General features: G+C 36.0%; 19 protein-coding genes and 1 pseudogene. 11 read left to right on the forward strand and 9 right to left on the reverse strand.

Annotation, left to right across the window (positions count from 1 at the left end):
• Window positions 1-58: 58 nt before the first annotated feature.
• From ACZ9HT_RS08640 to ACZ9HT_RS08655, 4 genes are all read right to left on the reverse strand, one after another.
• Window positions 59-976 (reverse strand): ribonuclease Z, encoded by a 918-nt coding sequence (locus ACZ9HT_RS08640; RefSeq protein ID WP_476040075.1) that lies wholly within the window; start codon window positions 974-976, stop codon window positions 59-61.
• Window positions 977-1,299: 323 nt separating this feature from the next.
• Window positions 1,300-4,659: a cytochrome c biogenesis protein CcsA gene (gene ccsA, locus ACZ9HT_RS08645; protein ID WP_476040076.1), complete on the reverse strand. Its 3,360-nt coding sequence runs from the start codon at window positions 4,657-4,659 to the stop codon at window positions 1,300-1,302.
• 257 nt (window positions 4,660-4,916) lie between these two features.
• Window positions 4,917-5,342, reverse strand: coding sequence for an endonuclease domain-containing protein (locus ACZ9HT_RS08650; RefSeq protein ID WP_476040077.1), 426 nt, complete (start codon window positions 5,340-5,342; stop codon window positions 4,917-4,919).
• 137 nt (window positions 5,343-5,479) lie between these two features.
• Window positions 5,480-6,130 carry a protein-L-isoaspartate(D-aspartate) O-methyltransferase gene (locus ACZ9HT_RS08655; protein WP_476040078.1) on the reverse strand — a complete coding sequence of 217 codons (651 nt, stop codon included), beginning with the start codon at window positions 6,128-6,130 and terminating at the stop codon, window positions 5,480-5,482.
• Between the two features lie 157 nt (window positions 6,131-6,287).
• Between ACZ9HT_RS08655 and ACZ9HT_RS08660 the strand changes: the two genes are divergently transcribed.
• From ACZ9HT_RS08660 to ACZ9HT_RS08695, 8 genes are all read left to right on the forward strand, one after another.
• Window positions 6,288-7,250, forward strand: a complete 963-nt coding sequence (locus ACZ9HT_RS08660) for a Gfo/Idh/MocA family protein (RefSeq protein WP_476040079.1) — start codon at window positions 6,288-6,290, stop codon at window positions 7,248-7,250.
• Between the two features lie 36 nt (window positions 7,251-7,286).
• Window positions 7,287-8,048, forward strand: coding sequence for an alpha/beta fold hydrolase (locus ACZ9HT_RS08665; protein WP_476040080.1), 762 nt, complete (start codon window positions 7,287-7,289; stop codon window positions 8,046-8,048).
• Window positions 8,038-8,871, forward strand: a complete 834-nt coding sequence (locus tag ACZ9HT_RS08670) for a M23 family metallopeptidase (RefSeq protein ID WP_476040081.1) — start codon at window positions 8,038-8,040, stop codon at window positions 8,869-8,871. Before ACZ9HT_RS08665 ends, ACZ9HT_RS08670 begins: the two co-directional genes overlap by 11 nt.
• A 2-nt stretch (window positions 8,872-8,873) precedes the next feature.
• Entirely contained in the window at window positions 8,874-9,764 is an 891-nt protein-coding gene (gene bla / locus ACZ9HT_RS08675) for a class A beta-lactamase, subclass A2 (RefSeq protein WP_476040082.1), read from the forward strand.
• Window positions 9,765-9,858: 94 nt separating this feature from the next.
• The gene (locus tag ACZ9HT_RS08680) at window positions 9,859-10,749 is read left to right on the forward strand and encodes a 3-hydroxybutyryl-CoA dehydrogenase (RefSeq protein ID WP_476040083.1); all 891 of its coding nucleotides are present in this window, start codon (window positions 9,859-9,861) and stop codon (window positions 10,747-10,749) included.
• A 4-nt stretch (window positions 10,750-10,753) separates the two neighbouring features.
• On the forward strand, window positions 10,754-11,323 hold the full coding sequence (locus tag ACZ9HT_RS08685; RefSeq protein ID WP_476040084.1) for a hypothetical protein: 570 nt from the start codon (window positions 10,754-10,756) through the stop codon (window positions 11,321-11,323).
• A gap of 7 nt (window positions 11,324-11,330) precedes the next feature.
• Window positions 11,331-12,653, forward strand: coding sequence for a hypothetical protein (locus ACZ9HT_RS08690; protein WP_476040085.1), 1,323 nt, complete (start codon window positions 11,331-11,333; stop codon window positions 12,651-12,653).
• 34 nt (window positions 12,654-12,687) lie between these two features.
• Window positions 12,688-12,927, forward strand: coding sequence for a hypothetical protein (locus ACZ9HT_RS08695; RefSeq protein WP_476040086.1), 240 nt, complete (start codon window positions 12,688-12,690; stop codon window positions 12,925-12,927).
• Between the two features lie 62 nt (window positions 12,928-12,989).
• Here ACZ9HT_RS08695 and ACZ9HT_RS08700 read toward each other — a convergent pair whose 3' ends face one another.
• The 5 genes from ACZ9HT_RS08700 to ACZ9HT_RS08720 form a co-directional block, all read right to left on the reverse strand.
• Window positions 12,990-13,388 (reverse strand): META domain-containing protein, encoded by a 399-nt coding sequence (locus ACZ9HT_RS08700; RefSeq protein WP_476040087.1) that lies wholly within the window; start codon window positions 13,386-13,388, stop codon window positions 12,990-12,992.
• 119 nt (window positions 13,389-13,507) lie between these two features.
• The gene (pheT, locus tag ACZ9HT_RS08705) at window positions 13,508-15,907 is read right to left on the reverse strand and encodes a phenylalanine--tRNA ligase subunit beta (protein WP_476040088.1); all 2,400 of its coding nucleotides are present in this window, start codon (window positions 15,905-15,907) and stop codon (window positions 13,508-13,510) included.
• Window positions 15,908-16,060: 153 nt separating this feature from the next.
• Window positions 16,061-17,191: a DNA polymerase III subunit beta gene (gene dnaN / locus ACZ9HT_RS08710; RefSeq protein ID WP_476040089.1), complete on the reverse strand. Its 1,131-nt coding sequence runs from the start codon at window positions 17,189-17,191 to the stop codon at window positions 16,061-16,063.
• A gap of 144 nt (window positions 17,192-17,335) precedes the next feature.
• Window positions 17,336-18,052, reverse strand: a complete 717-nt coding sequence (locus tag ACZ9HT_RS08715) for a DUF2490 domain-containing protein (RefSeq protein WP_476040090.1) — start codon at window positions 18,050-18,052, stop codon at window positions 17,336-17,338.
• 53 nt (window positions 18,053-18,105) lie between these two features.
• Window positions 18,106-19,914 carry a TonB-dependent receptor plug domain-containing protein gene (locus ACZ9HT_RS08720; RefSeq protein ID WP_476040091.1) on the reverse strand — a complete coding sequence of 603 codons (1,809 nt, stop codon included), beginning with the start codon at window positions 19,912-19,914 and terminating at the stop codon, window positions 18,106-18,108.
• A gap of 353 nt (window positions 19,915-20,267) precedes the next feature.
• Here ACZ9HT_RS08720 and uvrA point away from each other — a divergent pair, with 353 nt between their 5' ends.
• From uvrA to ACZ9HT_RS08735, 3 genes and pseudogenes are all read left to right on the forward strand, one after another.
• Window positions 20,268-23,054 (forward strand): excinuclease ABC subunit UvrA, encoded by a 2,787-nt coding sequence (gene uvrA, locus ACZ9HT_RS08725; RefSeq protein WP_476040092.1) that lies wholly within the window; start codon window positions 20,268-20,270, stop codon window positions 23,052-23,054.
• A 204-nt stretch (window positions 23,055-23,258) separates the two neighbouring features.
• Window positions 23,259-23,387, forward strand: a pseudogene (locus ACZ9HT_RS08730) (hypothetical protein); the annotation flags it as partial.
• Window positions 23,388-23,504: 117 nt separating this feature from the next.
• Window positions 23,505-26,108: a sensor histidine kinase gene (locus ACZ9HT_RS08735; protein WP_476040093.1), complete on the forward strand. Its 2,604-nt coding sequence runs from the start codon at window positions 23,505-23,507 to the stop codon at window positions 26,106-26,108.
• The last annotated feature ends 27 nt before the right edge of the window (window positions 26,109-26,135 follow it).

A 26,135-nucleotide genomic window follows, 5' to 3' on the forward strand; every position in this document is an offset into this window, starting at 1 on the left:
TTTTAATATTGTCATCTCACATATGAATACGCCAAAATTTTCACACGCAAATGATCCATCATCCAATCTTCACGGCTTCCAAAGCTTTTGGTAAAAAACTGTTCGGGAAAACTTCGCGGGCTTCGTCGGTGAAGACGCTTAGATCGCCGTAACGATTGGAGAAATGTCCGAGAATTAATTTTCCTACGTTGGCTTTTCGGGCAATTCTGGCGGCTTCTAAAGCGGTAGTATGTCCGGTATAATCTGCCATTTCTTTTAAGTCGTGCAGAAATGTAGATTCGTGATAAAGAACATCTACATTTTCGATTAAGGGAATTACATCTTCTAAATATCTGGTGTCGCTACAGAAGGCGTAGGAAACAGATTTGGAAGGTTCAGTCGTTAGAACTTCATTCTTTAAAACATATCCATCACTCAGAATAAAATCTTTTCCGAGTTTTAAATTATGATAGTCGCATGTTTCTATTTCGGTATATTTTGAAATTTCCTGCATATTAAGATGCCGTTCTTTCGGTTTCTCGCGGAAGAGATAACCGTTGCAGTAAATACGGTGATCTAAGGGAATGGTGAAGACCTCTATCCTATTGTCTTCATATATTTTTTCTGATGTTTTGCTGCGAAGTTCGTGATAAATAACTTCGAAACCACGGTGCGTTTCGGTGAGACGGAAAATCGTTTCCATCATTTCTTTGATGCCTTTCGGTCCGTAAACGTTGAGCGGCATATCACGACCTAAAAGCCGGAAAGAGGCTATTAATCCAGGCAAACCAAAACAGTGATCGCCATGAAGATGCGAAATAAAAATATGATTGATTTTCGAAAATCTGGCTTTGGCTTTCCGAAGCTGAACCTGCGTTCCTTCGCCACAATCGATGAGAAAGGCACGCTCTTCCATCTCTAGAAACTGCGCCGTAGGAGATGACGTTATGGTTGGTATTGCCGAATTAAAACCGAGAATGGTAAGATAGGTGCTCAAATCTTTTATTGATGAAAGTTAAGTGATAAATGATCGTTGCTATTTGATTTGTTTAAAACCGTCGCAGCAGAAACCATTCTTTAATGTTAATCACAAATTTAATGTTTATTTAGGAATTGTGTGGAAGAAAAAAGCTATTGTTATTATAGCCCCCGATTGAACGGCGTGTTTGAGCTCTCCCGACCCATCGGGAAGCGAGTAGTGAAAGCGGGTAGGATTTTGGAAATAGGAAATAATCTTCGCGCTCCTTACTGATTTTCAATCTATTTTAAGCAAAAAAAACCCGAAAATTAATTTCGGGAATTTATAATTGATCTGATCGATTATTTTTTTAAAGCTCTAAATCTTATGTAAGAAACTATGGAAAGTAATGCCATTCCGCCTAAGCCGATGAAAACCCAAGCTGGAACGGGAACAGGATCTCCTGCAGCGTAAGAGTGCAATCCGCTCAGGTAATAATTTACTCCGAAATACGTCATCACCATAGAGCAAAATGCGAACATTACTGCAACGTGGAACGACCATCTGCCGCGTAAACCCGGAACTAACCTCATGTGCAAAACGAAGGCATAAACCATAATGGAAATAAAAGCCCAGGTTTCTTTCGGATCCCAGCTCCAGTATCTTCCCCAAGATTCATTGGCCCAAATTCCACCCAGGAAATTCCCAACTGTTAAAGTAAAAAGTCCCATGGTTAAAGACATTTCTGAAACGATCGTTAATTCTTTTAAAGTTGAATCGTGATGAAAGTGGTATAATTCTTTAGTTGAAATAATATAAAATACTAAGGTGATCACCGCAATGATCATCGATAATGCGAAGAAACCGTAACTTGATGTAATAATCGCCACGTGAATAATAAGCCAGTATGATTTAAGTACAGGAACAAGCGGCGTGATCTGCGGGTCCAAAGCGGAACCACCGTGCGCAAATCCCATCATAATTACAGCAACCATAAAACCGGCTGCAGGAATTAAGGCGTTTGAAACATTATTTCTGTTTATTTTTAAATTTAGATCTTTCTTACGGTTGAAGTTAGGTTTTCCAAAACCGAAATAGAACATTAGTCCTGCAGAAATTCCAACCCAGCTGATGAATATAATGGCTTCGTAACCGTTACTCCAGGGAGCATGTCCGGATAAATACCATCGGGAAACTAAACCAAGGAAATGGGCGATATATCCTACGATTCCAATCGCGATAATTCCTTTGATGACTTTATTTAAAGTTTTATTCGGTCTGAATAATTCGACAAAACCTAAGATCAAAAGTAAACCTCCAATTATCGTGTAGAAAATAAGGAGTTTAAAGTTCAGGTTCAATTTATTCATGAACACCTCCAACTTCACTTTTGATTGAGAAGGAACTACATTTTTACCCCAGGTACTTTGGTACTCCTCTAATTTTTTGAGTTCTACCCCTGCTTTATTCCAATCGCCATTTTTCTGTGCATCCAAAACGCTGGAAAAATAAGGCCCCATTACTTTTTGAGAAGCTTCGTCTGGTTCGAAATTCTGGTCTAACCAGGAATGCCAGGTATTATTGGGATCATTTTGAACAGGAACAATTCGCATTAACTGACCACTGAAAAATTCATTAAATACCTGAACTCTATCGTTTACGGCAATAACTTCTTTGTCATAATTCGTTTGGTCGGCCGGTTTTTTCCGGAAGGCTGCATTATAATCATCCTCCAAAACATAATGCAACTGACCATTTTGATCGGCAGGAAACATTTGCATCAACGAAGTATAACCTTCTTCATTAGCTCTTGTTTTCTTTTTTAATTCTTCGCCCCCTTTTGCGCCAATTTTAATTAAGGGAACCATTGTCCAGCTAGCCGTATCGGTATTTACAGAGAGAAACCATTGATTGGCGTCGAGTGAATTTCCAGAGATTCCTTTAAAAGAATCTTTTTTGTATAATTTTCGCAAAACATCTAAAGCCTGCGTATTTATAGGAACGATTCGCCCATCGTAATTTTGAACTAATAAATAACCAAACAGATCTGCGTGCTCTTGCGAAATCTTATTTCTGCTGATAATTTCGTCTGCGGTAATCACTTTCGGTGATCTAAGCGCTAAAGTATTCTGTGCTTTTTTACCAACCTGCTCTTCGGGTGCAAATGCGTCGGCACTACCGTGGTCATGACCATCTGTTGCGGAATGCGCCTGCTCTACAGAACCATCATTCCCGTGAGTATCGATATATTGAGCGTTAAAACTCATACTCAGCAACAATAAGATTACGGTTGCAGCTCTTTTATGATTCACAGATTTTAAATTTTTGTTTAGTTTCCAGAAATGAGATCCTTTCCAGAAGAAAGTGACAAACATTCCTAAAAACAAGAAGGTGTAACCGAAATAAGTAATAATAGTTCCTATAAAATCGTGATTTACAGAAAGAACGGTTCCTTTTCTGTCTGGATCAAAACTCGCCTGAAAAAATCGGTAACCTCCATGATTCAAAACGTGATTCATGAAAATTTTATAAGGCGTCTCTTTTCCCTGATCAATTATTTTCACATGACTTTCATACGCACTTGGCGCCGAACTTCCGGGATAGGTTTCCATGACGAATTTTTCTAATTTCAACGAGAATGGCGTATTATACACTTTCGGTCCGAAACCTAAAATAATATTCAGTCCATCTAAAGTAACTTGTTTAAAGGCGTTGGGATTTCCCTTTTCTACAGGAAGATCAACGAGCATTTTCGTTTTCGGTCCCTGAACTTCTACCGTTAACTGATCAGAAACGTCTTTATCTTTTTTACGATCGCCTTCACAAGCGATGAGTTTTCCTTTTTTCAAACCTTCAGGAACTACCAGCTTTAAATCATTGATGGTGTATAAACTTCTCAATACTAAAGGTTGATATTCATCTTTTTTCGTTGTTCCGGTAGCCTGAGTTGCCATCGTCATAAAACTACCGTCAACCGGAGTTTTTATGAGCATAGTGCCGTTGGTATTGTTGAATTCCACCGCTCCTTCAATAGCTTTGTTGAAGGAAACCAAAGTTCCGTTCACCAATTTCGAATCGCCGGGTTTAACATAAATATTTTCTCGTCCGGTTTGACCTGTGGAAACCAAATGAAGATATTCTGCACCGGAATTATCCAAAACAAGACTGTCTTTTTTACGCTGAATAAATTTCATTTGCTTCACTGTGATCTGTTTCCCATGGTAATCGTATCCGGCTTTAAAATCTCTTGCAGTTAGTTTTGCAATCAATTTATTTTCGCGGGCATCATCGGGAATCATTGTAAAAGGAACATCCTCATAATTGAGAACATCTCCTTTTTCCTCGATCTGAATTTTGAAGAAATTTTTGTCGGTTACTACCTCATTAGAAGTTGCACCTTCGCGAATGTGCATTATCCCTTCATAACTTACATATCGGGTAACTGCACCACCAATGAAAATTAGGATAAAGGAAAGGTGAAAAACCAAAGTTGGCCATTTTTCCCGTCGCCAAAGTCGGTAACGTGAAATGTTTCCAATAAAATTTAAAATGAGGAGCAACATGACCGCCTCGAACCATTTGGCTTCGTAAATCAGCGCTTTTGCGGTGGGCGTTCCGTAATCGTTTTCGAGGAAAGTTGCATATGCCATTGCGAAAGCAAAAATTAGCAACAAAACAGCCATTGTTCGGGTTGAAATAAAAAGACTCTGAAGTTTTTTCATGAGAATATAAAACTTTAATTACAACTGAAAGAAAAGGTATTATTATATTTCAGTTTTATTAATCTAAATTATAATTGGGCAAGTGCAAAAATACAATCAATAAAATGAATGAACTAATTTGAAAGGTGATTTTTGTTAGGATTACAATAAAAGTATTTATCGAAAAAATCGATGAAATGGGACTAAATTTATAGTCGGTTTTGCATTTCGATTTTTCGGAGCGGTAATTCCCCTCCTTTGGAGGGGTGGTAAAAATTTTAATTTTTGACGGGGTGGTTTCTATAATTGAGAATTATAAATTGCTCTAGATCTTTCAGCACTTTAGAACGATTATTTTTCATATCAAAATCGCTGATTCTGAAAACTTTTAATTCTAAAGATTCCAAAAATAACTGACAATTTTTATCACATCCTTCTTTATCATTTAAATGATCAATCTCAACAACCAATCCTAAAGTTTTCACATAAAAATCGACAATATAATTTCCTATAATTCTTTGTCTGTCGAAATCAATATTATGAAATTTCCCTGCTCTAACTTCATTCCAAAAAAGAACTTCACTTAAAATACCGGCTTTCCTTTTTTCAGATAAATATTTCTTTAAGTATGGATTATAAGGAAGATTCTCCACAAAATTTCTGCGAATTTCAGTACCATTAATTTGAGTTAGTATTAGTGTCATCTTTCATTAATTAAAAACCACCCTGTCAAAAATTTAATTTAAATTCTTGACACCCCTCCAAGGGAGGGGAATTTAGCGATTACAACAAATCAGATTTTAAACTAAATAAATTACAAAGACTCTAGTAATTGCTATAATTAATGATTTGTATTATTCAGCATCGGAACAAATTTGTAGGCGCCAAATTCTTCTTTTTCAAATTCCTTTTCAGATTTTTTTGTAAATCTTGTCAGAATTTGTTCATCGGTCTTGCCTAAGGGAATTACCATCATTCCACCAATTTTTAACTGATGAAGAAGTTCTGTTGGTAAAACTTCGGCACCGCAAGTCACCAGAATTTTATCGAAGGGCGCAAAAGTCGGAAGTCCCGCAAAACCATCGCCAAAACTTTGAAATTTCGGGCGAAGATGAAGTTCACGCAATTTTTTTTGAGAAAAATCATGCAGATCTTTTTGTCTTTCTACCGTATAAACAAAAATATTCATCGCCACTAAAACGGCGGTTTGGTAGCCACATCCTGTTCCGATCTCTAAAACTTTTTCTTTTTCCTCGAGATCCAGAAGTTCCGTTTGTTCCGCAACGGTTGACGGATGGGAAATAGTTTGCTTTGCTAAAATCGGAAAGGCACGGTCTTCATAAGCGAAATCTTCAAAAATACTTTCCAGAAAAAGATGCCGCGGAACTTCATTCATGGCTTTCAACACTTTCTCGTCGGAGATTCCAATTTTCTCCCGAAGATAATCAACCAAAATTTTTCTTTTTCCTTTATGTACAAATGAATCCTGCATACGTGTTCCGTGTTTCGAGATACGTGATCTCTGTTTAAATCTTGCCAAAAACAAAACTAACCTATTTAATCGAATTTTACAAAAACCGATATTGTTTTTAACAACCCGAAACGCACATCTCACACCAATTTCTTATCTTTACAAAAATTAAGTTTCTATGCTAAAAGCAGGTTTGGTTGGCGCAGGTCATTTAGGAAAAATACATTTAAAATTACTTCAGCAGTCAGAAAAGTACGATTTGGTTGGCTTTCACGATGCTGATTTAGAAAATGGTAAAAAACTGGAAAGTGAATTTGGCTACAAATATTTTGAACGTTTCGAAGATTTGCTGAACGAAATCGAAATGCTGGATATTGTAACTCCAACACTTTATCACTACGATTACGCAATTAAAGCGATCGAAAAAAGAATTCATTTTTTCATTGAAAAACCGATCACTCAAACATTAAAACAGGCAGAAGAAATTCTTTACAAATGCCGTGAATTTGGGATCAAAGCACAGGTTGGACATGTTGAAAGATATAATCCTGCATTTATAGGTTCCCGGGAATTTATTAAGAACCCAATGTTCATTGAAATTCACCGATTGGCAGAATTTAATCCGCGTGGTACCGATGTATCCGTCGTTTTGGATTTGATGATCCATGATCTGGATATTTTACTCTCTTTGGTCAAATCAAAAGTAAAAGCCATTCATGCGAGTGGAGTTTCTGTGGTTTCTAAATCTCCGGATATTTGCAATGCCAGAATTGAGTTTGAAAATGGTTGTGTCGCCAATTTAACCACTTCCAGAATATCGATGAAAGCGATGCGTAAATCACGTTTCTTTCAAAAAGACGCTTATATTTCTGTAGATTTTTTAGAGAAAAAAGCAGAAGTCATCCGTATGAAAACAGCGCCCAAAAATCCGACGGATTATGATATGATCATCGAAAATGCAGAAGGCGAAAAAAACCAGATCATTTTTGAATATCCGAATATTCAGCCGAACAATGCAATTTTGGATGAACTGGAAAGTTTTGCTGATGCGATCACCGAAAATAAAAACGTTGAAGTTTCTTTGGAAGACGGAACCGAAGCTTTGAAAGTGGCGCTGGAAATTGTGAGGTTGATTTCTTAGTCGGAAGAAGTTGTATGAATTAATTGAATTTCACTGATGAAAAAACTTCTGATCATAATTGTTTTATTTTCATTTTTAGCCTGCAAAACTAAAGTTGCGACTGAAAATCATGGAAATAATTACTCACTTTCGTCGAAAATATATACCGATCTTTCTCGCAATCGTACCATTCCTGTTGCGATTTATCAACCCATTGATAAGAAAATTTCCAATAAAATTCCAATTATTTTTAGTCATGGATATGGCGGAAACAAAGGCGATGATTATGTAAAGCATTACACTTATCTGCTTGAAAAGCTTGCTGAAAATGGATATTTTGTGATCAGCATTCAGCATGAATTAAAAACTGACGAACTTCTCGCAATGGAGGAGCCTCTTAAAACGACCAGAATGCCCAATTGGAAAAGTGGGGCCGAAAATATTGGTTTTGTTTTGGATAAAATGAAAGAAGAATTCCCTACTTTAAATTTTGGTAAACTCGCACTGATTGGCCATTCTAACGGTGGCGATATGTCTGTTCTATTTGCTCACCAACACCCCGAATTGATTGATAAATTAATCTCGATGGATAACAGAAGAATGGATTTACCCAGAACTGTTAAACCAAAGATCTACACATTACGATCCAACGATTACCCAGCAGATGCAGGAGTTTTGCCCACGGACGAAGAACAGAAAAAACTTGGTATAACTGTTCAATTCACGAATATAAATCACAGTAATATGGACAATGACGCCAATGAAGAGGAAAGAAAATTCCTTACATCAAAAATTTTAAATTATCTGAGTGAAAAATAAATTAATGGCGAAAACAATTATAATACTGCTTTTATTTTTTCAAACATTTCTCTTTTCCCAGCAGAAATGGAATCTTACTTTCTATAATGAAATTAAAAATCGCGAGATCTCAATTTTTGCCGATAATGCGGAACCAATGCCAATGTCGGCACAGTTCGATTTCAAACTGAATAATTTATCTTCTACTCTACAGAATAATAGGATCGTAGTCATTCCGGCGAAAACTAAAAAATTCTTAATTGCAGAACTCAAAGAAATTAAGCCTAATGCGGCGAATCAATTTTCTTACACCGTGACCTCTAATTTTGGGAACGCGTTGCAACTTGGTTTCGATGCAGATTATATTTACTCTCTGCCATTCGAAAAAGGAAGAACGCAGTCTATTTATCAAGGTTACAATGGGAAATTCTCCCATCAAAATGAGTTTTCCTTAGATTTCGATTTAAAATTGAACAGTCCAGTTTTAGCCGCCCGCGAAGGAATTGTGATCGAAGTAGAAAATACCCACAATAAAAACTGCCCCAATCTTTCCTGTGCAAAATACAATAACAAAATCATCATTATGCACAGCGACGGGACTTTTGCAGATTATGCACATTTAAAATATCAGGGAACCGTGGTGAAGAAAGGAGATTTTGTTGAAAGGGATCAGCTCATTGGATACAGTGGAAACACAGGATTTTCGAGTGGTCCACATTTGCATTTTTCAGTCTTCATTAACCGGATCGACGGATCAAGAACTTTTATTGAAACGAAATTTAAAACCGCGGGCAGCGCGGCTACTTTTTTAGAAGAAGGAAAAAATTACACCAAAAATTATTAAAAATGAAAGGAACTCAAAAATTATTTACGCTTCTTATGCTCTTCTTTTCTGTGCTTTCTTTTGCGCAGAAATCAATTTTGAAAAATGATATCTCTAAAATAATCAGCGGGAAAAAGGCTACGGTCGGAGTTTCTGTTTTGGGCTTTGAAGATCCTTTTCAATTCAATATAAATGGAAATAAACACTTGCCGATGTTGAGCGTTTTTAAATTTCATATTGCGTTGGCGGTTTTAGATCAAGTAGATAAAGATAAAGTAGATCTAAACGAAAATATTTTCATTAAAAAATCAGATCTTTTAGATAATACGTGGAGTCCTATTCGAGAGAAATATCCAAATGGAGATATCGAAATGCCCTTGAGCGAACTTATCAAATATACCGTTGCCCAAAGCGACAATAACGGTTGTGATATTTTACTAAGTTTGATCGGCGGAACAGAAATCGTACAGAATTTTATGAATTCAAAAGGCATTAAAAACTTCCAGATTAAAGCCAATGAGGCAGAGATGCATCAAAGTTATAAGGCGATGTATTCGAACTTCACGACTACAAATTCTGCGAATGACCTGCTCAAAAAGTTTTATAATGGTCAGATTCTGTCTAAAAATTCTACCGATTTTCTGATGAAAGTGATGATCGAAACTACGACCGGAACCAATAAGATCATGGCGCAACTCCCGAAAGGAACGCCCGTTGCGCACAAAACCGGATCTTCCGGGAAAGATGATAAAGGTTTAACAATTGCAGAAAACGATATCGCAATTATTACGCTTCCGAACGGAAATAAGTATGCGATCAGTATTTTCGTTTCGGATTCTATGGAAAGTGCTGACACTAATACAAAGATGATCGCAGATATTTCTAAAATTGTTTTTGATTATTTTAGCAAATAAGATCATAGAGAAAAATATCGCTGATTTATTAGTAAGAACTGAAAAACACAGCCTCAGTCAAATTCAAAAAAAGTAAAATTGAAAATAAAAAAATATGAAAAACATAGTAGTAATCGGTGCCGGAACAATGGGAAACGGAATTGCACATACTTTTGCGCAAAAAGGATTTAAGGTAAGTCTGGTAGATGTGAGACAGGAGAGTTTAGATAAAGCATTACAGACCATTACAAAAAATCTGGACCGGATTATCGCTAAAGGTAATTTGTCGGAAGAAGAAAAAGAAAGCACGCTTAACCAAATTTCTACTTTTACGCAATTAGAAGATTGTGCAAAAAACGCAGATTTGATCGTGGAAGCAGCTACTGAAAATTTAGATCTGAAATTAAAGATCTTTAAACAGATGGATGATTTAGCACCCACAAACTGTATTCTTGCAACCAATACTTCTTCCATTTCAATCACTAAAATTGCCTCGGTAACAAACCGTCCGGAAAAAGTGATCGGCATGCATTTTATGAATCCTGTTCCCATCATGAAACTTGTGGAGATTATTAAAGGCTATTCTACTTCTAAAGAAACGTTTGACGAAATTTTTGAGATGAGTAAAACTTTAGGTAAAGTTCCGACAGAAGTGAACGATTATCCGGGATTTGTCGCCAACAGAATTTTGATGCCGATGATCAACGAAGCCATCGAAACTTTGTACAACGGCGTTGCGGTAGTTGAGGAAATTGACACCGTAATGAAACTGGGAATGGCACATCCGATGGGACCTTTACAACTGGCAGATTTTATCGGATTAGACGTTTGTCTGGCGATTTTGAATGTAATGTACGACGGCTTTAAAAATCCAAAATATGCTCCAAATCCACTTTTGGTTAATATGGTGACCGCCGGCAAAATGGGTATAAAATCCGGGGAAGGTTTTTATGATTATTCGGAAAGCAGAAAAGCGGAAAAAGTTTCAAAGATGTTCTTAAAATAAAGGAATGAAAGCGCTCAAATTATTTTTACTTATTTCTCCTGCGATTTTATTCGCTCAAAATCAAATAGTTAAAGGCGATTTTGACGGTGATAAAATCCAGGACAAAGTTTATATTGAACGGGGAGTGGATATTTTAGTTTATGAACTCTCTTCTCAAAATTTTAAGAAGGTAAAGACCGATGAATTCGTTGACAGTGGAACAATTTCGCTTACACCAAAAAAAGACGGATTTGAAGTGAACATATCGCAAATGCGCGCCGGAAATTCTTATCAGTTCCGATTTGAAAAAGAGACCAAAAAGATGCGGCTGATCGGAATGTGGCGCACCGAATTTGGTCCTGCGAATAACGACGGAAGCGGCGAATCAAGCGTAAACCTACTGACCAACACCTATATCGGCGAATGGAATTATTTCGACGTAGAAAAAAACGAACTCATTAAAATTCCTTCCATCAAAAAGAAAATGGTTTTACCGAAAACTTATTCCGATGATAGGGGCGACGTTTTTAATACCTACATGGATCAAGATGTTAAATATTATGAAGCTGAGAAAAAAAGACTTTATCACGATTAAAGAATAAATGCGCAGAAAATTACTCGAAAATTATATTCAAATAGCGCTGATCATTACAACTTTTGTGATGATCATTATTCGTTTTCTCCTCAATGAAAAAGGACGCACAAACCCAGATTCTATCCGATTTATGCGATCCGCAAACGTGTTTCCTGTGATCGATAATACGGTGACGCCGTTGGGTTATCCGCTAAGTTTAAAGTTTTTTACGCTTTTCGGATTGGATGAGTTTTGGGCAAGCAAACTCGTCGGTATTTTAGCCTATCTGTTCCTCGTCTATTTTGCCTGGAAAAAGAAATTTTATTTGAAGGAGATCATCATGATCGGCGGACTTTTCAGTTTCCTTTCTATATTTTCTTACACCATGAGCGAAGCGCTGATCTTGCCCTTCGTTTTCGTCTTTCTCTATGTAGCACGGCAAATTATTATTGAGGAATTTAGAGGTTTTAAAGCATTTTTGTATTTAAGTTTACTTTTGATCATCCTTTATAATATCCGTTATCCGGCATTATTTATCATGTTTGGAACAGGACTTTTTGGTGTGCTGAAATTCAGAAAATCTTATGGCAAAATTTTTATCTGTTCAGGATTGTTGGGATTGATCTTTGTGATCCTTTACAAAGTTCTTTTCATTGATTATTTTAATGAAAAGTATATTCAGACCTTTTTAGAAATAGCTCTTCATCCAACTTCACAACTTGTGGTCGAGCTTTTTCAGGGTTTGACCACGACTTTTAATCCCTTCATTCATATTGCAAATCCTGGGGGCGGAATCATTAATTATGCGATTTATGGAATCGGTTTAGTGAATATATTATTGATGATGTTTCTCTTCATAAAAAATAAACTCTCAGAAACGCAATCTTTCCTAGTATTTATCGGAGTTGTTGGAATTATCTGCTCCTATTTTATTCAGTATTTCTACTCTGTAAATCCGATTGATTACCGATTAATGGCGCCCTTTTCTTTACCGATCTGGATGGTTTACTTCAAAAAACTCTATCAGGTTTTCGGCAGACTGACTTATTCAATTGCTATTTTAAGTTTGATGACTGGCTTTATTTTCACCTGGCTTTCGAAAGGAAATTATTTGGAAAACCGAAAAGAAATTACCCGATTTTTAAACGATGAAAACCTTCAAAATGTACCTTTGAAATTTTATTTAGAAAACGAAAAGGAACTCGATAAAACACAGATCGCAGAACTCATCAGCACCGTTAATCCTAATGTTTCGATTACTTTTAAAGCAAAAGACACCTTGCAAAAAACAACATTAACGCAATATAAAGTTTTACAAAAAATAAAGATCGACACGAACCAATTTCAATAATTTTCACTATTTTTGAAGAGTTAAATTAATTATTATGAAATTACCAAAGTTTTTATTAGCCGACAATTCAGATTTCCCTGAAGATCTATTTGTGGTTCACACAGAATACCCAAGATTTGTCCTTAATGTAGAGGAAGAAGAGGTTGAATGGTTCGATGATTTAGAAGGTGACGATGAAGAAACAATGGCCGACGAAGCCACCAAAGTTGTAGAAGCAGCCTTTAAATGGTGCGATGAAGAACTAGCAAAATATGATGAAGAAGACGAAGAATAGATAAAAATTAAAAGGAACTCAATATTGAGTTCCTTTTTTTTGTCTGCTATTTTAGAGGAATTTTACTGCTTATTGAATTTCATTAACAAAAGATTTCCTTTGTACAATTCTAAAGTGCTCCCGTTCACCACATATTTATCAGCTTCGTTGAGCATTTGTAAAAAATGACCTTCCACTTCTAAATTATCGCACGCCATTTTTGTAGCTCCTACGTTCTTAACCATAAAATTTCCGGCAGTTGGATCTAAAGAAAGAGTTCCGAAATAATTATTGCAACCTGCATTACCGGTGATCTTTCCTGATTCTACATTTAAAGTTGGCGTTTTTCCCTTTACATTATCTGCTAAAGTCCAGTGCGTATCTGCAATATTTACCTGTGACCGTCCAACTTTTGACGTGTTCATCGTTGAACACGAAGCAATTGTTGCAACTGTAAACAAGGCTAAAATAATATTTTTCATTTTCTTTTTATTTTCTCAAATTTAAGAAATTATATCGGAATTCATAGGATCATCATCGATCTGGAAAAAGAAAAAAGCATTTCGGGATGAAATGCTTTTAATAAGTAAAATAGTTTCGTTTAAGATCTTAACTCCGCTGCAAACTCTTTCTGGAAAGTCTTGATCAAGGAATTCATTACCTCTGTGATATCTTTTTCTTCCAAGGTTTTTTCTTCATTCAGAAGTTCGAAACTTAAAGCGTAAGATTTCTTGCCTTCCGGAAGATTTTTTCCTTCATAAACATCGAAAAGATTGACGTTCTTCAGATACTTTGATGGATTCTTCTTTGCTGTTTTATACAGTTCTGCGTAAGTCACATTCTTGTCCAGCAATAAAGCCAGATCACGTCTGATCTTATTAAATTTCGGAATATCAACGAATTTCAAATTCTCTTTTGAACGAAGTTGCTGACAGTTTTCCAATTCGATTTCTGCATAGAAACAATCTTGCTCAATATCGGCATCTTTTAATAATTCCGGAGAAACTTTTCCTAATCTTGCGATCGTTTTTCCTTCCGAAATAAACTCTAAAGCATCAGAGAAACGCTCATCTTCTAAGTACTTTTCCTCAATTTTAAAATTGAGTTTATCCAAAAGAATCTTTACGTAAGATTTTAAATAATAGAAATCGGTAGCAGATTTCGGTTGTAACCAGTTTTCAGAATTATTTCTGCCAGAAACTAAAAGCGCTAACTGTTTTCTTTCTTCGTACTTCTCTTTCTTATGGTAAATCTTTCCAAGTTCAAAAAACTTGATATCCTGATTTTTTCTTTTGATATTATAATCAGCATTTTCTAAAAGTCCTTCTAACAAAGACTTTCTCATAAATGCAAGATCGCCGCTTAAAGGATTTAAAAGCTTTACTGCGTTCATTTCGTCCTTTACAGAAGTAAGCGAATTATTCATTACTTCATTAAAGCCGTTGCTTTGTAAAGTCAGCGCCCAGGAATTTTCTAAAGCATCCTGATCATCAAAACTTAATTTCACCGGGCTGAAAGAAAATTTTTGTGGCGAATCAATTTTATTATAACCGTAGATGCGAAGGATTTCTTCAATCACATCAATTTCTCGGGTTACATCGGCTCTGTATGCCGGAACAGACAATTCTAAACCATTCTGAATTTCATTAAGAACTACAATTTCCAATGATTTTAAAATTTCTTTTATCTTTTCTCTGTGAATTTTCGTTCCGAGAATCTGTTCGACTTTCGAGAATCTTAAAATCACATAATGATCTTCTAATTTCTTCGGATAATGCTCTAAAAGCGGTCCGGCTAATTTTCCTCCTGTCAGATCTTCGATCATCGAAATTGCGTGAGTCAAAGCTATTCTCGTACTGTTAGGATCTACTCCACGTTCGAAACGGAAAGAAGCATCAGTATTTAAACCGTGTGCTTTGGCCGCTTTTCTAACGGCAATTGGATTAAAATAAGCACTTTCTAAAAAGATGGTTTTTGTATTTTCAGAAACGCCGGAAGTTTGTCCACCGAAAACTCCTGCAATGCACATCGGCTGATCGTCGCCATCTTTGATCATAATTTCAGAACCGTTCAAAGTTCTTTCAATATTGTCTAAAGTTGTGAATTTAGTTCCGGCTGCATTGACTCCAATTTTTACTTTTTTTCCGGCAATTTTATCTGCATCAAAAGCATGAAGCGGCTGACCGAAACCATGCAAAATATAGTTCGTAATGTCTACAATATTATTGATAGGGCTCAAACCGATCGCTTTCAAACGGTCTTTTAACCAGGCCGGAGAATCTGCAACTGTAACGTTTTCTATTACGGCTCCAATATATCTCGGACATAATTCTGAATCTTCAACTTCTAATTGAAAATCGGTATTTCCTTCAATATTTAATGTTTTCGACGCAGATTTTTCGAAGTCAGATTTCATTTGATTGGAAACCAAAAAGGCATTCAAATCACGTGCGACACCGTAATGTGACATCGCATCTGTTCTGTTTGGCGTTAAACCGATTTCGTAAACTTCGTCATTAGAAAGATCAAAATAATCTGCAAAATTTTTGCCGACCTCAAATTTATTTTCATCTAAGATCATAATTCCGCCGTGATCTTCGCTCAAGCCCATTTCGTCTTCGGCACAGATCATTCCCTGCGAAACTTCGCCCCGAATTTTGGCTTCTTTAATCGGAAAAGAATCAGAACCCTTGTGAATAATTGTTCCAACAACTGCAACGGGAACAGTTTGTCCGGCAGCAACATTCGGTGCGCCACAAACGATGTTCAATATTTTTCCGTTGCCGATATCAACTGTCGTGATCTTTAATTTATCTGCATTTGGATGTTGTTCGCAAGTCAAAACTTTACCGACAACAATTCCCTCCAGACTTCCTTTTACGGATTCATATCGATCGATACCTTCCACTTCAAGACCAATATCGGTTAGATATTCTCCGATCTTATCGGATTTTAAATCTGTTTTAATAAAGTCTTTAAGCCAGTTATTAGAGATTTTCATTTTTGATGTTCATTTCTGATGTTAGATTTCAAAATAAGAAACGCTCGCTTCAAATTTAGAATGTTGCAAATATCGTGATTTCGAAGGTTAAAAAAAAATTGAGATTCAAATAATTTGAATCTCAATTGGTATTTTATAATGTGATGTTCCTTTTTACATTCCGATGACCGGCATCGAAAGCATTAAGATTTTCTCTTCATCTTCTAATCCGTCAACAGGCTCGATAATTCCCGGTCTGTTGGGTTGGGACATCTTCATCGTAATATCATCTGAACTTAATACAGACAACATTTCAGTTAAGAATTTTGAACTGAAACCAATATTGATGTCTTCGCCATTGTAATCGCAAGGAATCTGCATGTCTGCTTTGTTCGCATATTCTGTATCTTCTGCATGAAGGTGAAGAATATTACCAGACAATTTAAAACGCACCTGATTCGTAGATTTGTTAGACATGATCGAAGCTCTTCTGATCGAACTCAACAATAGATTTCTATTAATGGTTAGAACGTTTGGATTTTCTTTCGGAATAACTGCCGTGTAATTTGGATATTTTCCGTCGATCAAACGACAGATCCAGGTATTGTTTCCAAAGGTGAATTTCGCCATATTCTCGTTAAATTCAATATGAACTTCTTCATTAGAATTTGCTAAAATATTTTTGAAAATTGCCAAAGGTTTTTTCGGCATAATAAATTCGATCGGTTCTGCATTTACCAGATCCGTTCTTTTATAAACAACCAAACGGTGAGAATCTGTAGAAACAAAGTTAGTCTCGTCTTCTTTAAATTGAAATAAAACTCCCGTCATTACAGGCCTTAAAGAATCATTGCTTGTTGCGAATAAAGTATTGGATAAAGCTTCAGATAAAACTCCGGCAGCAATTTTTACACTTTGGGAAGCATCAAATTCGGGAAGTTCCGGGTAATCTTCAGCATTATCCAGCGCAACTGCAAAATTATCTTTCTCGTCTAAAATCTCTAATAAGCTTCCGTTTCCGTCGGCAGAATCTTTTACCGATAAAGTTAGCGGCTGCTCATTGTATGTTTTTACAAAATCCTGAAATATTTTCGCAGGAACTGCAAATTTTCCGCTATCATCAGATTTCACTTCCAGGGTTGTCACCAAAGTTGTTTCCCCATCGGAAGCTGTTATTTTTAGATTGTTTTGATCAAGCTCAAAGAGGTAATTTTCGAGAATAGGTCTCGATTGAGAACTGGAAATCACACCACTCACTGTGTTCAATGCCTTCTGTAATTCTCCACTTGTAACAATAAATTTCATTCTTTAATTTTTATTTTTTTTTAAAGTCCACTGAAACGCCGTTGTTTCCTATAAAAAAATATTTTGACAAATATAGGAATTTGAAGCAAAATAAGGAAACAAACCAACAAATTAAAGTTTTAATTTAAGAAAAGTTATCAACACCTAATCTGCGCCCGGAAAATGATAATGCTTATCGTCGGAACCATCGATGGTAATGTTCAGAGCCAAATATAAAAAATGCAAATTTTTATTTCCCGATTTTCCAAATTCGCGCTGCCAAAGATAACCGGAAGCAATTCCAAAATTTTCATCAATTTGATAACCTAAACCGCCGTAAACTCTATTTCTTGCGAACAGAGGATTTTCAGTAACAATAAAAAAAACTTCATCGTAAACGTTGGCGAATAAAGTTCCAGGTTTTACAGATTCTGCATTCAGCGGAACGGAAATATTTAGGCGGTATCTTAAACGGATCCGATCGGAATTCAGATCTTTTTGAGGTTCGTAAAACCAGCTTTTCTCGGCGCGGACTCGATTTTCAAATTTAAATTTTCCTGCTTTTAAATCAACGACATCCTGCAACCAGATCCGGAATTCCTCCTTGTCCATCAAGTGATTTTTGTAATTTCCGTACCGCCCAATTCCTATGAAAGGTTTGTGATTCTTAGTTAAATTATAACCAATTCCTCCTTTTATTTCGTAGTAATCCGGATAGGAATAATCTTCAATGCCACGGAGTTGACCTTCCGCAAAAAGAAAAAATTTCGGGTGAAATTTATAGGTAACAGAAATCGTACTGAAACTTGATACATGTTCCCGCTGCGACCAGCCTTTACAAAAGAGTAGAACTATAAAAAGCGCAGTGATCCTTTTTTTCATGTTGCGAAAATAATAAAATGCATCGAATAAAACATCGTTTTTATTTTCGCTCTTTAAAGTCCAATTTTATACGTAAATCCTACATGAAACCAACGTTTAGGCATTGGAACTCCAAAAGTTTCCGTGTAGTCGGAGTTGGTGATATTGTTGACTAAAACGTATAAATTCAAATTTTTGAAATCATAACTCAGTTTTTCATCCAGAAGCTGATAACTTCCCGTTGTTACTCGCTCATTATATCTGTAAACCAATTGATTCGTAAATTTTTTGAAAAAGGTATTTTCCAGTTTAGCCACGAACTGATGTTTCAGATTTTCCATGACGTATCTGGAAATTAAATTCGTCGGTTCTAAAGCTTTGCTATCCAAATAAGTATAACCCACAGAATAGGATTTTAGGAAGGAATTGAAATTCTGTCCGAACTCCACTTCAATCCCTTTCGTTTCGATGTTACCAATATTTTCAGCTTTCCAGACCGCGTCTGCATTTTCTTTGACCCAGTCGATCGAGTTCTCAGAATTACGAAGGAAACCGCTGATCTTTGCCAGAAAATTACTTTTCTGAAAACGATAACCAAGTTCGGCAGATAAAGCATCTTCCGGCAATAAATTTGGATTTCCGGCTTCTGTTTTACTCACATAATACAGATCTGTAAAAGTTGGAATTCTACTCACTTTTGCAATGTTTCCGTAGATTTTGTGATGGTCGTTCAAATCAAAGCCAACATCTAAACCTGGATAGAAAAAATCGCCTTCCTGATCATAATTTGCCCAGGAAATTCCGGGAGATATATTAAACTTGTTTTGAAAAAAAGAGAAATGATGTTCCAGAAAAACCTGCGTTACCAATCTTTCCCGAGAACTTAAATTGTTGCTCGCCAGAAATTCTTTCCGCAATTCGACCCCAACTCCAGTTATTCCTAAACTGGAATTGTAAGATCCGCTAATTTCGCCGCCGATATTATTTCCGATGTGCATGTTGCGGTAAATTTCGGGTTTTTCTCTGTTAAATAAATACAGATCCTGCCCGCGTCGCCAGTAAATATTTGAATTGATATTGAACTTACTGTACTTTTTATTAAGACCCAAACTCACTATGGAAGCCTGCGTTTCTTCATATTGATCAATTGCCTTTGGTGAAGAATAAAAACCGTTTGCGCCAAATTTTTTCTCCTGAATTCCCGCCTGAAATTTCACCGAGCCATTTTCTAACTGATATTGGTTTTGGTAAAAAATATTGTTGATCTTGTAATCAGTATTATAACGATATCCACTTGAATTTGAAGAACTGGCCTGTACAAAATTCGCAAATTTCTCGTTCCCAAAATTAGCTCCAATCCCTAGAGAATAGGTTTCAAAATCGCCGCCACTTCCAGAAATAATTACGTTTTCATCTGAACTGGGTTTTGTAATAATATTCACGACGCCGGCATAAGAATTTTGTCCAAAACGTCTTGCTGCAGGACCTTTCACTATTTCTATTTTTTCTACGGAAGCCAGATCAAACGGAAGACTCATGGTATTATGACCTGTTTGCGAATCATTCATTCGAACGCCGTTCACCAGAATTAAAACCTGTTCGAAACTGCTTCCACGCAAAGAAATATCTGCCTGAACACCATTTCCACCACGTCTGCGAATATCGAAGCCTGTAATTTGAGCAAGAAGTTCTTCAACACTTTTAGATGGTGAGTTTTGAATTTCCTCTTTAGAAATAACGGTGATATTTTCGTTGACTTTTTTCAGCGGCATTTCCAGTAATTTTCCCGAAACGGTGACTTCCGAGATATTACTTTCTTTTTCCTGCGCAGAAAAATTTACAAGTGTTCCTAAAAACAAAACTCCAACAATTCCCTTTCTCATTTTTCTATTTTTAAATAATAATTCCGACGGACTAAAGGTTTCCTTTAAAATCAGCGGCAAAAATAGTTTAGAAATAACCAATTAACAAAGGATTTTCTCTCAGAATTTTTTAATATGAAAAACAAAAAAATGCAACTTTGTGGAGTTGCATCTTAATTAAATGTTAGCATTTAAAATTTTATCTTTTTCTCATCAAATGTGTAATCAAATCATTGAATAGTTTTTTCATGATATTATTACTTATTTGTTGTACAAATATTAAAAAAAAATCAATACAATCCAAATTTTATTGTGAATAATATTAAAAATTTTCTTTTAAAAAATCTGTATTTTTGTAAGTCTCAATATTACCCATGCCTACAATGACCGAAATCGATATAAAGAAACAACTTTTCGTAAAGAACGCGCACCTTAACAATCTGAAACACATTGATGTACTTCTGCCGAAGAACAAACTCATTGTGATCACAGGAGTGTCGGGAAGCGGAAAATCATCCCTCGCATTTGATACGATTTACGCCGAAGGACAGCGAAGATATGTAGAAAGTCTGAGTTCTTATGCGCGGCAATTTCTCGGAAAATTAGAAAAACCTAAAGTAGATGATATCAAAGGTTTAGCGCCTTCGATCGCGATTCAGCAGAAAGTGATTTCGTCCAATCCCCGTTCTACCGTTGGAACTTCTACAGAGGTTTACGATTATTTAAAATTATTTTTCGCCAGAGTTGGCCGAACTTATTCCCCGGTTTCCGGACAGGAAGTAAAAAAAGATTCAGTTACCGACGTTATTAACTTCATCAAGAAAAATGAAAATCAGACTTTTCTATTGAGAAGTCCTTTGAATTTTGAAGTGGCTCAGTTTTCTGAACTTCTAAAAACGTTGAAGGTTTCTGGTTTTACAAGATTAGAAGTTAATCAAAATGTGGCAGGAATTGAAGATCTGGAGAGTTTCGGTTTCGTGCCGGAAAAGGACATGCAAATTCAGTTGGTTATAGACCGTTTCAGTTATGAAGAAAACGAAAGTTTTCTGCAAAGACTGGCAGATTCTATTCAAATGGCTTTTTATGAAGGTCACGGTTACTGCTCTTTAAAAAATATTGAAAGCAATAAAATCACAGAATTCTCTAATAAATTTGAGCTCGACGGTATTGAATTTATGGAGCCGAATGTTCACTTTTTCAGTTTTAATAATCCTTACGGCGCTTGTCCGGAATGTGAAGGTTATGGAAAAGTAATTGGAATTGATGAAGATCTGGTGATCCCAAATAAAAATCTTTCTGTTTTCGAAGATGCTGTGGCAAGCTGGCGCGGTGAAAGTATGAGCGAATGGAAGAAAGATTTCATCAAGAAAAATAAAAATTTCCCGATTCACAAACCTTATTTTCAACTGACAAAAGAGCAAAAAAATTATTTATGGAAAGGCGATGAAACAAAAAGTTTTCCTTCGATCAATAATTTCTTCAAAATGCTGGAGGGAAATTTATATAAAATTCAGTACCGCGTTATGCTTTCCAGGTATCGCGGGAAAACCTTGTGTCACACTTGCGAAGGGTTGCGTTTGCGCGAAGAAACGAAATGGGTGAAGATCGATGGACACAATATTCAGTCCATGATCGAACTTCCGCTCGATGAATTTTTACCACTCGTAAAATCCTTAAAACTGAACAAACATGATGCGGAAATTGCAAAACGTTTGCTTTACGAAATCACCACTCGTCTAGCATTTTTAGAGAAAGTGGGATTGGGATATTTAACCGTCAACCGAACGTCGAACACGCTTTCCGGTGGCGAAAGTCAGCGAATTAATCTGGCGACAAGTTTAGGAAGTTCTTTGGTTGGATCTATTTATATTTTAGATGAACCTTCGATCGGTCTGCATTCCAAAGACACTGAAAACTTAATTGAAGTATTGAAAAATCTGCGCGATCTGGGAAATACCGTTATCGTGGTCGAACATGATGAAGATGTGATGAAAGCTGCAGATTATATTGTTGATATTGGTCCCGAAGCTGGTTATTTAGGCGGCGACCTGGTTTTTGCCGGTCATTTTAAGGAACTGAAAGATTCAGATTCTTTAACGGCGCAGTATTTAACCGGAAAATTAGAAATAAAAGTTCCGGAAAGCCGCAGAAAACCGAAAGAATGGATTCATATTAAAGGCGCCCGCCAAAACAACTTACAAAATATTGATGTTGATATTCCGCTGGAATGTCTCGTTGTTATTTCAGGAGTTTCAGGAAGCGGAAAATCAACTTTAATGAAAGAGATCCTGACCAATGAAATTCAGATTCAACTGGGAATGGGCGGTAAAAAAGGAGATTACGATTCTGTTGAATTTCCAGCGAAACTCATTAAAAATATCGAACTCATCGATCAAAATCCGATCGGGAAATCATCCCGTTCGAATCCGGTAACTTACTTGAAAGCCTACGATGATATTCGCGATCTATATTCGAAACAGAAATTAGCAAAAATTCAAAATTTAAAGCCAAAACATTTCTCTTTTAATGTGGACGGCGGAAGATGCGACGATTGCAAAGGAGAAGGTGTAATCACCGTATCCATGCAGTTTATGGCAGATATTGAACTCGAATGTGAAACCTGTCGCGGAACGCGTTTTAAAGAAGAAATCCTCGAAATTAGATTCGACGAGAAAAATATTTCGGATATTCTTCACATGACGGTAGATGAAGCTCTGGAGTTCTTTAAAGAAAATAAACAGGATAAAATTGTTACAAAGCTGAAACCTTTGCAGGAAGTTGGTTTGGGTTATCTTCAGTTGGGGCAAAGCTCCTCTACCCTTTCCGGCGGTGAAGCGCAACGAGTTAAACTGGCGTCGTTTTTAGTGAAAGGCGTAACGACGGATAAATCACTATTTATTTTTGATGAACCTTCAACAGGACTGCATTTTCATGATATTAATAAATTGCTGAAATCTTTACAGGCCTTAATCGAACTGGGACATTCGGTGATCGTAATTGAACATCAACCCGACATTATTAAAACGGCAGATTATATTATCGATATTGGTCCGGGAGCCGGAAAACATGGGGGAGAAATCGTTTTCACTGGAACTCCGGAAGATCTGATAAAAAATAAAACCTCCTTTACTGCACAATATTTGAAGGAGAAATTGATGTGATTTTCGATTCAATACGTAAGACTTTAAGCCAACTTTTCGGAGTTGGCTTTTTAATTAAGTCTAATAACTCTTGGGAATTTTGAAGTTTTTTGCAAATGAATATTTTCCAATATTGAATTTGAAGCGATAATTTTATTACATTAGTTTATTCATATTCAAAACATTATAAAAAACATCTACTCATATCTATTCTATTTATTATTTCTGAATTTCGGACCAAATTTCTATGGTCAAAACTATAATCTCACCAATACTTTCAGCACCAAAGACGGTTTACCAAGCAATCTGGTTTATGAAGTTATTCAGGATTACAATGGATTTCTCTGGGTTGCTACGGATAATGGAATCGCTAGGTTTGATGGTAAGAGATTTATTAATTATACCACAAAAGATGGCTTACCTTCTAATGATGTAATTCACGTATTTAAGCAGAATGACGGCACCATTTGGGTGAATTGTTATAAGCAGGCGCCGAGTTATTTTGATGAAAAACTAAATCGGTTTATCTGTTTAGAAAATGACAAACATGTCGCGGAGGTAAGCAACGCAATTTTCACTGTCGCTTATCCCATTCGGGAAAATGATTTATTTTTTCAGAACTATATTGGATCATTCGTCTTTAGCAAAGGGAAAATCATTAACAAAGTAAAAACCAGCGAGCAGGAAAGGATACAGAGTTTTTCACAACTTTATTTGAATAATCGATTGGTGACTGTAAAAAATGAAATTCAACCTGTTGGAAATAGGAATTATGCAGCAATCAGGTTTTTTCAGAATTCTAAAAATTTAGGAGCAATAAAATTTGGGGATTATGAAACCTCCTATTTACAATACAGTAACAATAGTAGTTTATATCGTTTTGCGGAAAAGGGAGTATCAAAGATTAAATTTAATAATCTGGATCCGCTTCATTATGAAATGCTGCAGATTGATGTTCCGGAAGTCATTAAATGGTTTAAGTTTTCCGGAGATAAAATGAGCGTAATTTCTAATACTGGTACCATTTACATTTACGATGAAGAAACCCTGAATCTGCGCGCTGTAATTAAAAGCGAATTTAATGTTAACACGGCCTTTATTGATAAAAAGAACAACGTTTGGGTATCCACTGTAAATAATGGTTTGGTCTATTATTCTAATCAAACCATTAAAAAAGAGTCGTACTCAAAAACTGCAATTACTAATTTTTTATCTGCAAAACTTTCTGAAACCGGCGAACTCTATGCCGGAAATTATCAGGGCGAGATCTATGTGAAGAAGGGTAAATCGGAGGCGAAATATAACTTCGGAGAAAGAAAAGATAATAAAGTCTGGATCAGAAACATTCATTTTTTTTCCGGTAAAACGCTTGTGATTTCTGACCTGGCAGTTCTGATTGATTTTAAGAAGAAAATAAGATTCTACACTAATAAAGGCAATTTGTTAAGTCTAAAATCATCAACCAAACTAAATCCACGGGAACTAATATTAGGGACGACAAGTGGGTTGATCAAATATAATGTGCAGACGGATCAATATGAGATTCTTAATTTTACTAAGGAAAGGATCTTAGATGTAAAAAAGATCGATGACCAATCCTTTTATTTTTCGGCCAATGACGGATTGTACCACTTCGATGTAACGACTAATAAACCTCGGTTAGCAGTGCCCAACAGTTTATTTGCTAATGATAAGATCCAGCATTTTGAACCGCTTTCTGCTTCTAAAATTTGGATTAGTACTTACAAGGGAGATCTCTTTTTAGTTGAAGATCAAAAAATCCAACAAAAATATTTGAGCGATAAAAGAATTCCTACTAATATCTCTAACCTCTTAAATATTGATCAGCAACTTTGGATGGCTTCCAAATCGGGAGTTTACATTTTAAATTATAAAGATCGGGGGAAAACTTCTATTTCAAAATTGACCACCTCGGATGGACTAACTTCTAATGTGGTCAACTTTTTAGATCTTAAAAACGATACCATTTATGCAGCAACTGATAATGGAGTTTCCAAAATTCCTTTTCGAAATATTATTTCCAGCCAAAAAATAAAAGCTCATTTAGTATCCGTTAAGATCAATGAGAAAACCGTTGCTTTGGATTCAATTTATCAGTTGAAAAGTGATCAAAATAATATTTCTCTGGAACTGGCGGGAGTTGACATCACTGGCCATTTTAAAAACTTCCAGTACTCCATCAACAGTAATAATTTCAATGATATTGAAGGTAATTTTCTAACACTTCAACTCAATAATGGCCTGAATAAAATACAGATCCGCACCGTTGACCAAAATAATAAAATAAATGAGCAGCTCCTGAAAATATCATTTGATATTGCAACCCCTTTTTACAAAGCGATCTGGTTTTGGATCATCCTCTCTTTCCTTACTTCAGCAATTTTATTCTACTCCATTAACCGGACAAAATCGCTTCGTCAAACGAGAAAATTAAATCACGAAAAAGATCTGCAGAACCAAAGAGAGAAAATCACCGCAGACCTGCATGATGACGTTGGTTCATCTTTGAGCAGTTTACAGATCAACAGTGCGGTAGCCCAAAAGTTATTTGATAAAAATCCCTCGGAAACAAAGGTAATTTTAAAGAAAATAGAATTACAGGCAAAAAATATTTCCGAAAATATGGGCGATATCGTCTGGAGTTTAAAACCTGCGAAAGACGAATTCATGACGCTGAGCACGCGCATCAAAAAAATAACGAGCGAAATTTTAGGAAGTTCAGATATTCATTATGAAATTTTGATCAACAGCGCCATCGATGCTCAGATCACAGATTTTTCAGTAAGAAAAAATATCATTCTCATTTGTAAAGAAGCACTGAATAATATTTTAAAACACAGTCAGGCGAAAGAAGCATGCGTGGTGCTGCAAAAAACTCACGACCATTATATCTTAGAAATTGAAGATGATGGAGTTGGATTTTCGACCCTGGAAACAAAAGGAAATGGAGTTTCGAACATGAAGCGCAGAGCTGAAGAACTGGGCGGAACTTTGAAAATTTATCATGAAACCGGTACTAAGCTTATTTTTCTTCTCCCTATAATTAGGGAATAAAAAATGGACTTTTCCACCTAACTTTGC

It is taken from the genome of Chryseobacterium sp. UYP7 (assembly GCF_056279225.1).

Excerpts from the sequence above, each read along its gene's own strand:
- ACZ9HT_RS08660 (WP_476040079.1), top strand. The coding sequence starts at position 6,288 with ATGCTAAAAGCAGGTTTGGTTGGCGCAGGTCATTTAGGAAAAATACAT.
- dnaN (WP_476040089.1), bottom strand. The coding sequence starts at position 17,191 with ATGAAATTTATTGTTACAAGTGGAGAATTACAGAAGGCATTGAACACA.
- ACZ9HT_RS08685 (WP_476040084.1), top strand. The coding sequence starts at position 10,754 with ATGAAAGCGCTCAAATTATTTTTACTTATTTCTCCTGCGATTTTATTC.
- ACZ9HT_RS08650 (WP_476040077.1), bottom strand. The coding sequence starts at position 5,342 with ATGACACTAATACTAACTCAAATTAATGGTACTGAAATTCGCAGAAAT.
- pheT (WP_476040088.1), bottom strand. The coding sequence starts at position 15,907 with ATGAAAATCTCTAATAACTGGCTTAAAGACTTTATTAAAACAGATTTA.
- bla (WP_476040082.1), top strand. The coding sequence starts at position 8,874 with ATGAAAGGAACTCAAAAATTATTTACGCTTCTTATGCTCTTCTTTTCT.
- ACZ9HT_RS08655 (WP_476040078.1), bottom strand. The coding sequence starts at position 6,130 with ATGCAGGATTCATTTGTACATAAAGGAAAAAGAAAAATTTTGGTTGAT.
- ACZ9HT_RS08695 (WP_476040086.1), top strand. The coding sequence starts at position 12,688 with ATGAAATTACCAAAGTTTTTATTAGCCGACAATTCAGATTTCCCTGAA.
- ACZ9HT_RS08690 (WP_476040085.1), top strand. The coding sequence starts at position 11,331 with ATGCGCAGAAAATTACTCGAAAATTATATTCAAATAGCGCTGATCATT.
- ACZ9HT_RS08715 (WP_476040090.1), bottom strand. The coding sequence starts at position 18,052 with ATGAAAAAAAGGATCACTGCGCTTTTTATAGTTCTACTCTTTTGTAAA.
- ccsA (WP_476040076.1), bottom strand. The coding sequence starts at position 4,659 with ATGAAAAAACTTCAGAGTCTTTTTATTTCAACCCGAACAATGGCTGTT.
- ACZ9HT_RS08665 (WP_476040080.1), top strand. The coding sequence starts at position 7,287 with ATGAAAAAACTTCTGATCATAATTGTTTTATTTTCATTTTTAGCCTGC.
- ACZ9HT_RS08680 (WP_476040083.1), top strand. The coding sequence starts at position 9,859 with ATGAAAAACATAGTAGTAATCGGTGCCGGAACAATGGGAAACGGAATT.
- ACZ9HT_RS08720 (WP_476040091.1), bottom strand. The coding sequence starts at position 19,914 with ATGAGAAAGGGAATTGTTGGAGTTTTGTTTTTAGGAACACTTGTAAAT.
- ACZ9HT_RS08700 (WP_476040087.1), bottom strand. The coding sequence starts at position 13,388 with ATGAAAAATATTATTTTAGCCTTGTTTACAGTTGCAACAATTGCTTCG.
- uvrA (WP_476040092.1), top strand. The coding sequence starts at position 20,268 with ATGCCTACAATGACCGAAATCGATATAAAGAAACAACTTTTCGTAAAG.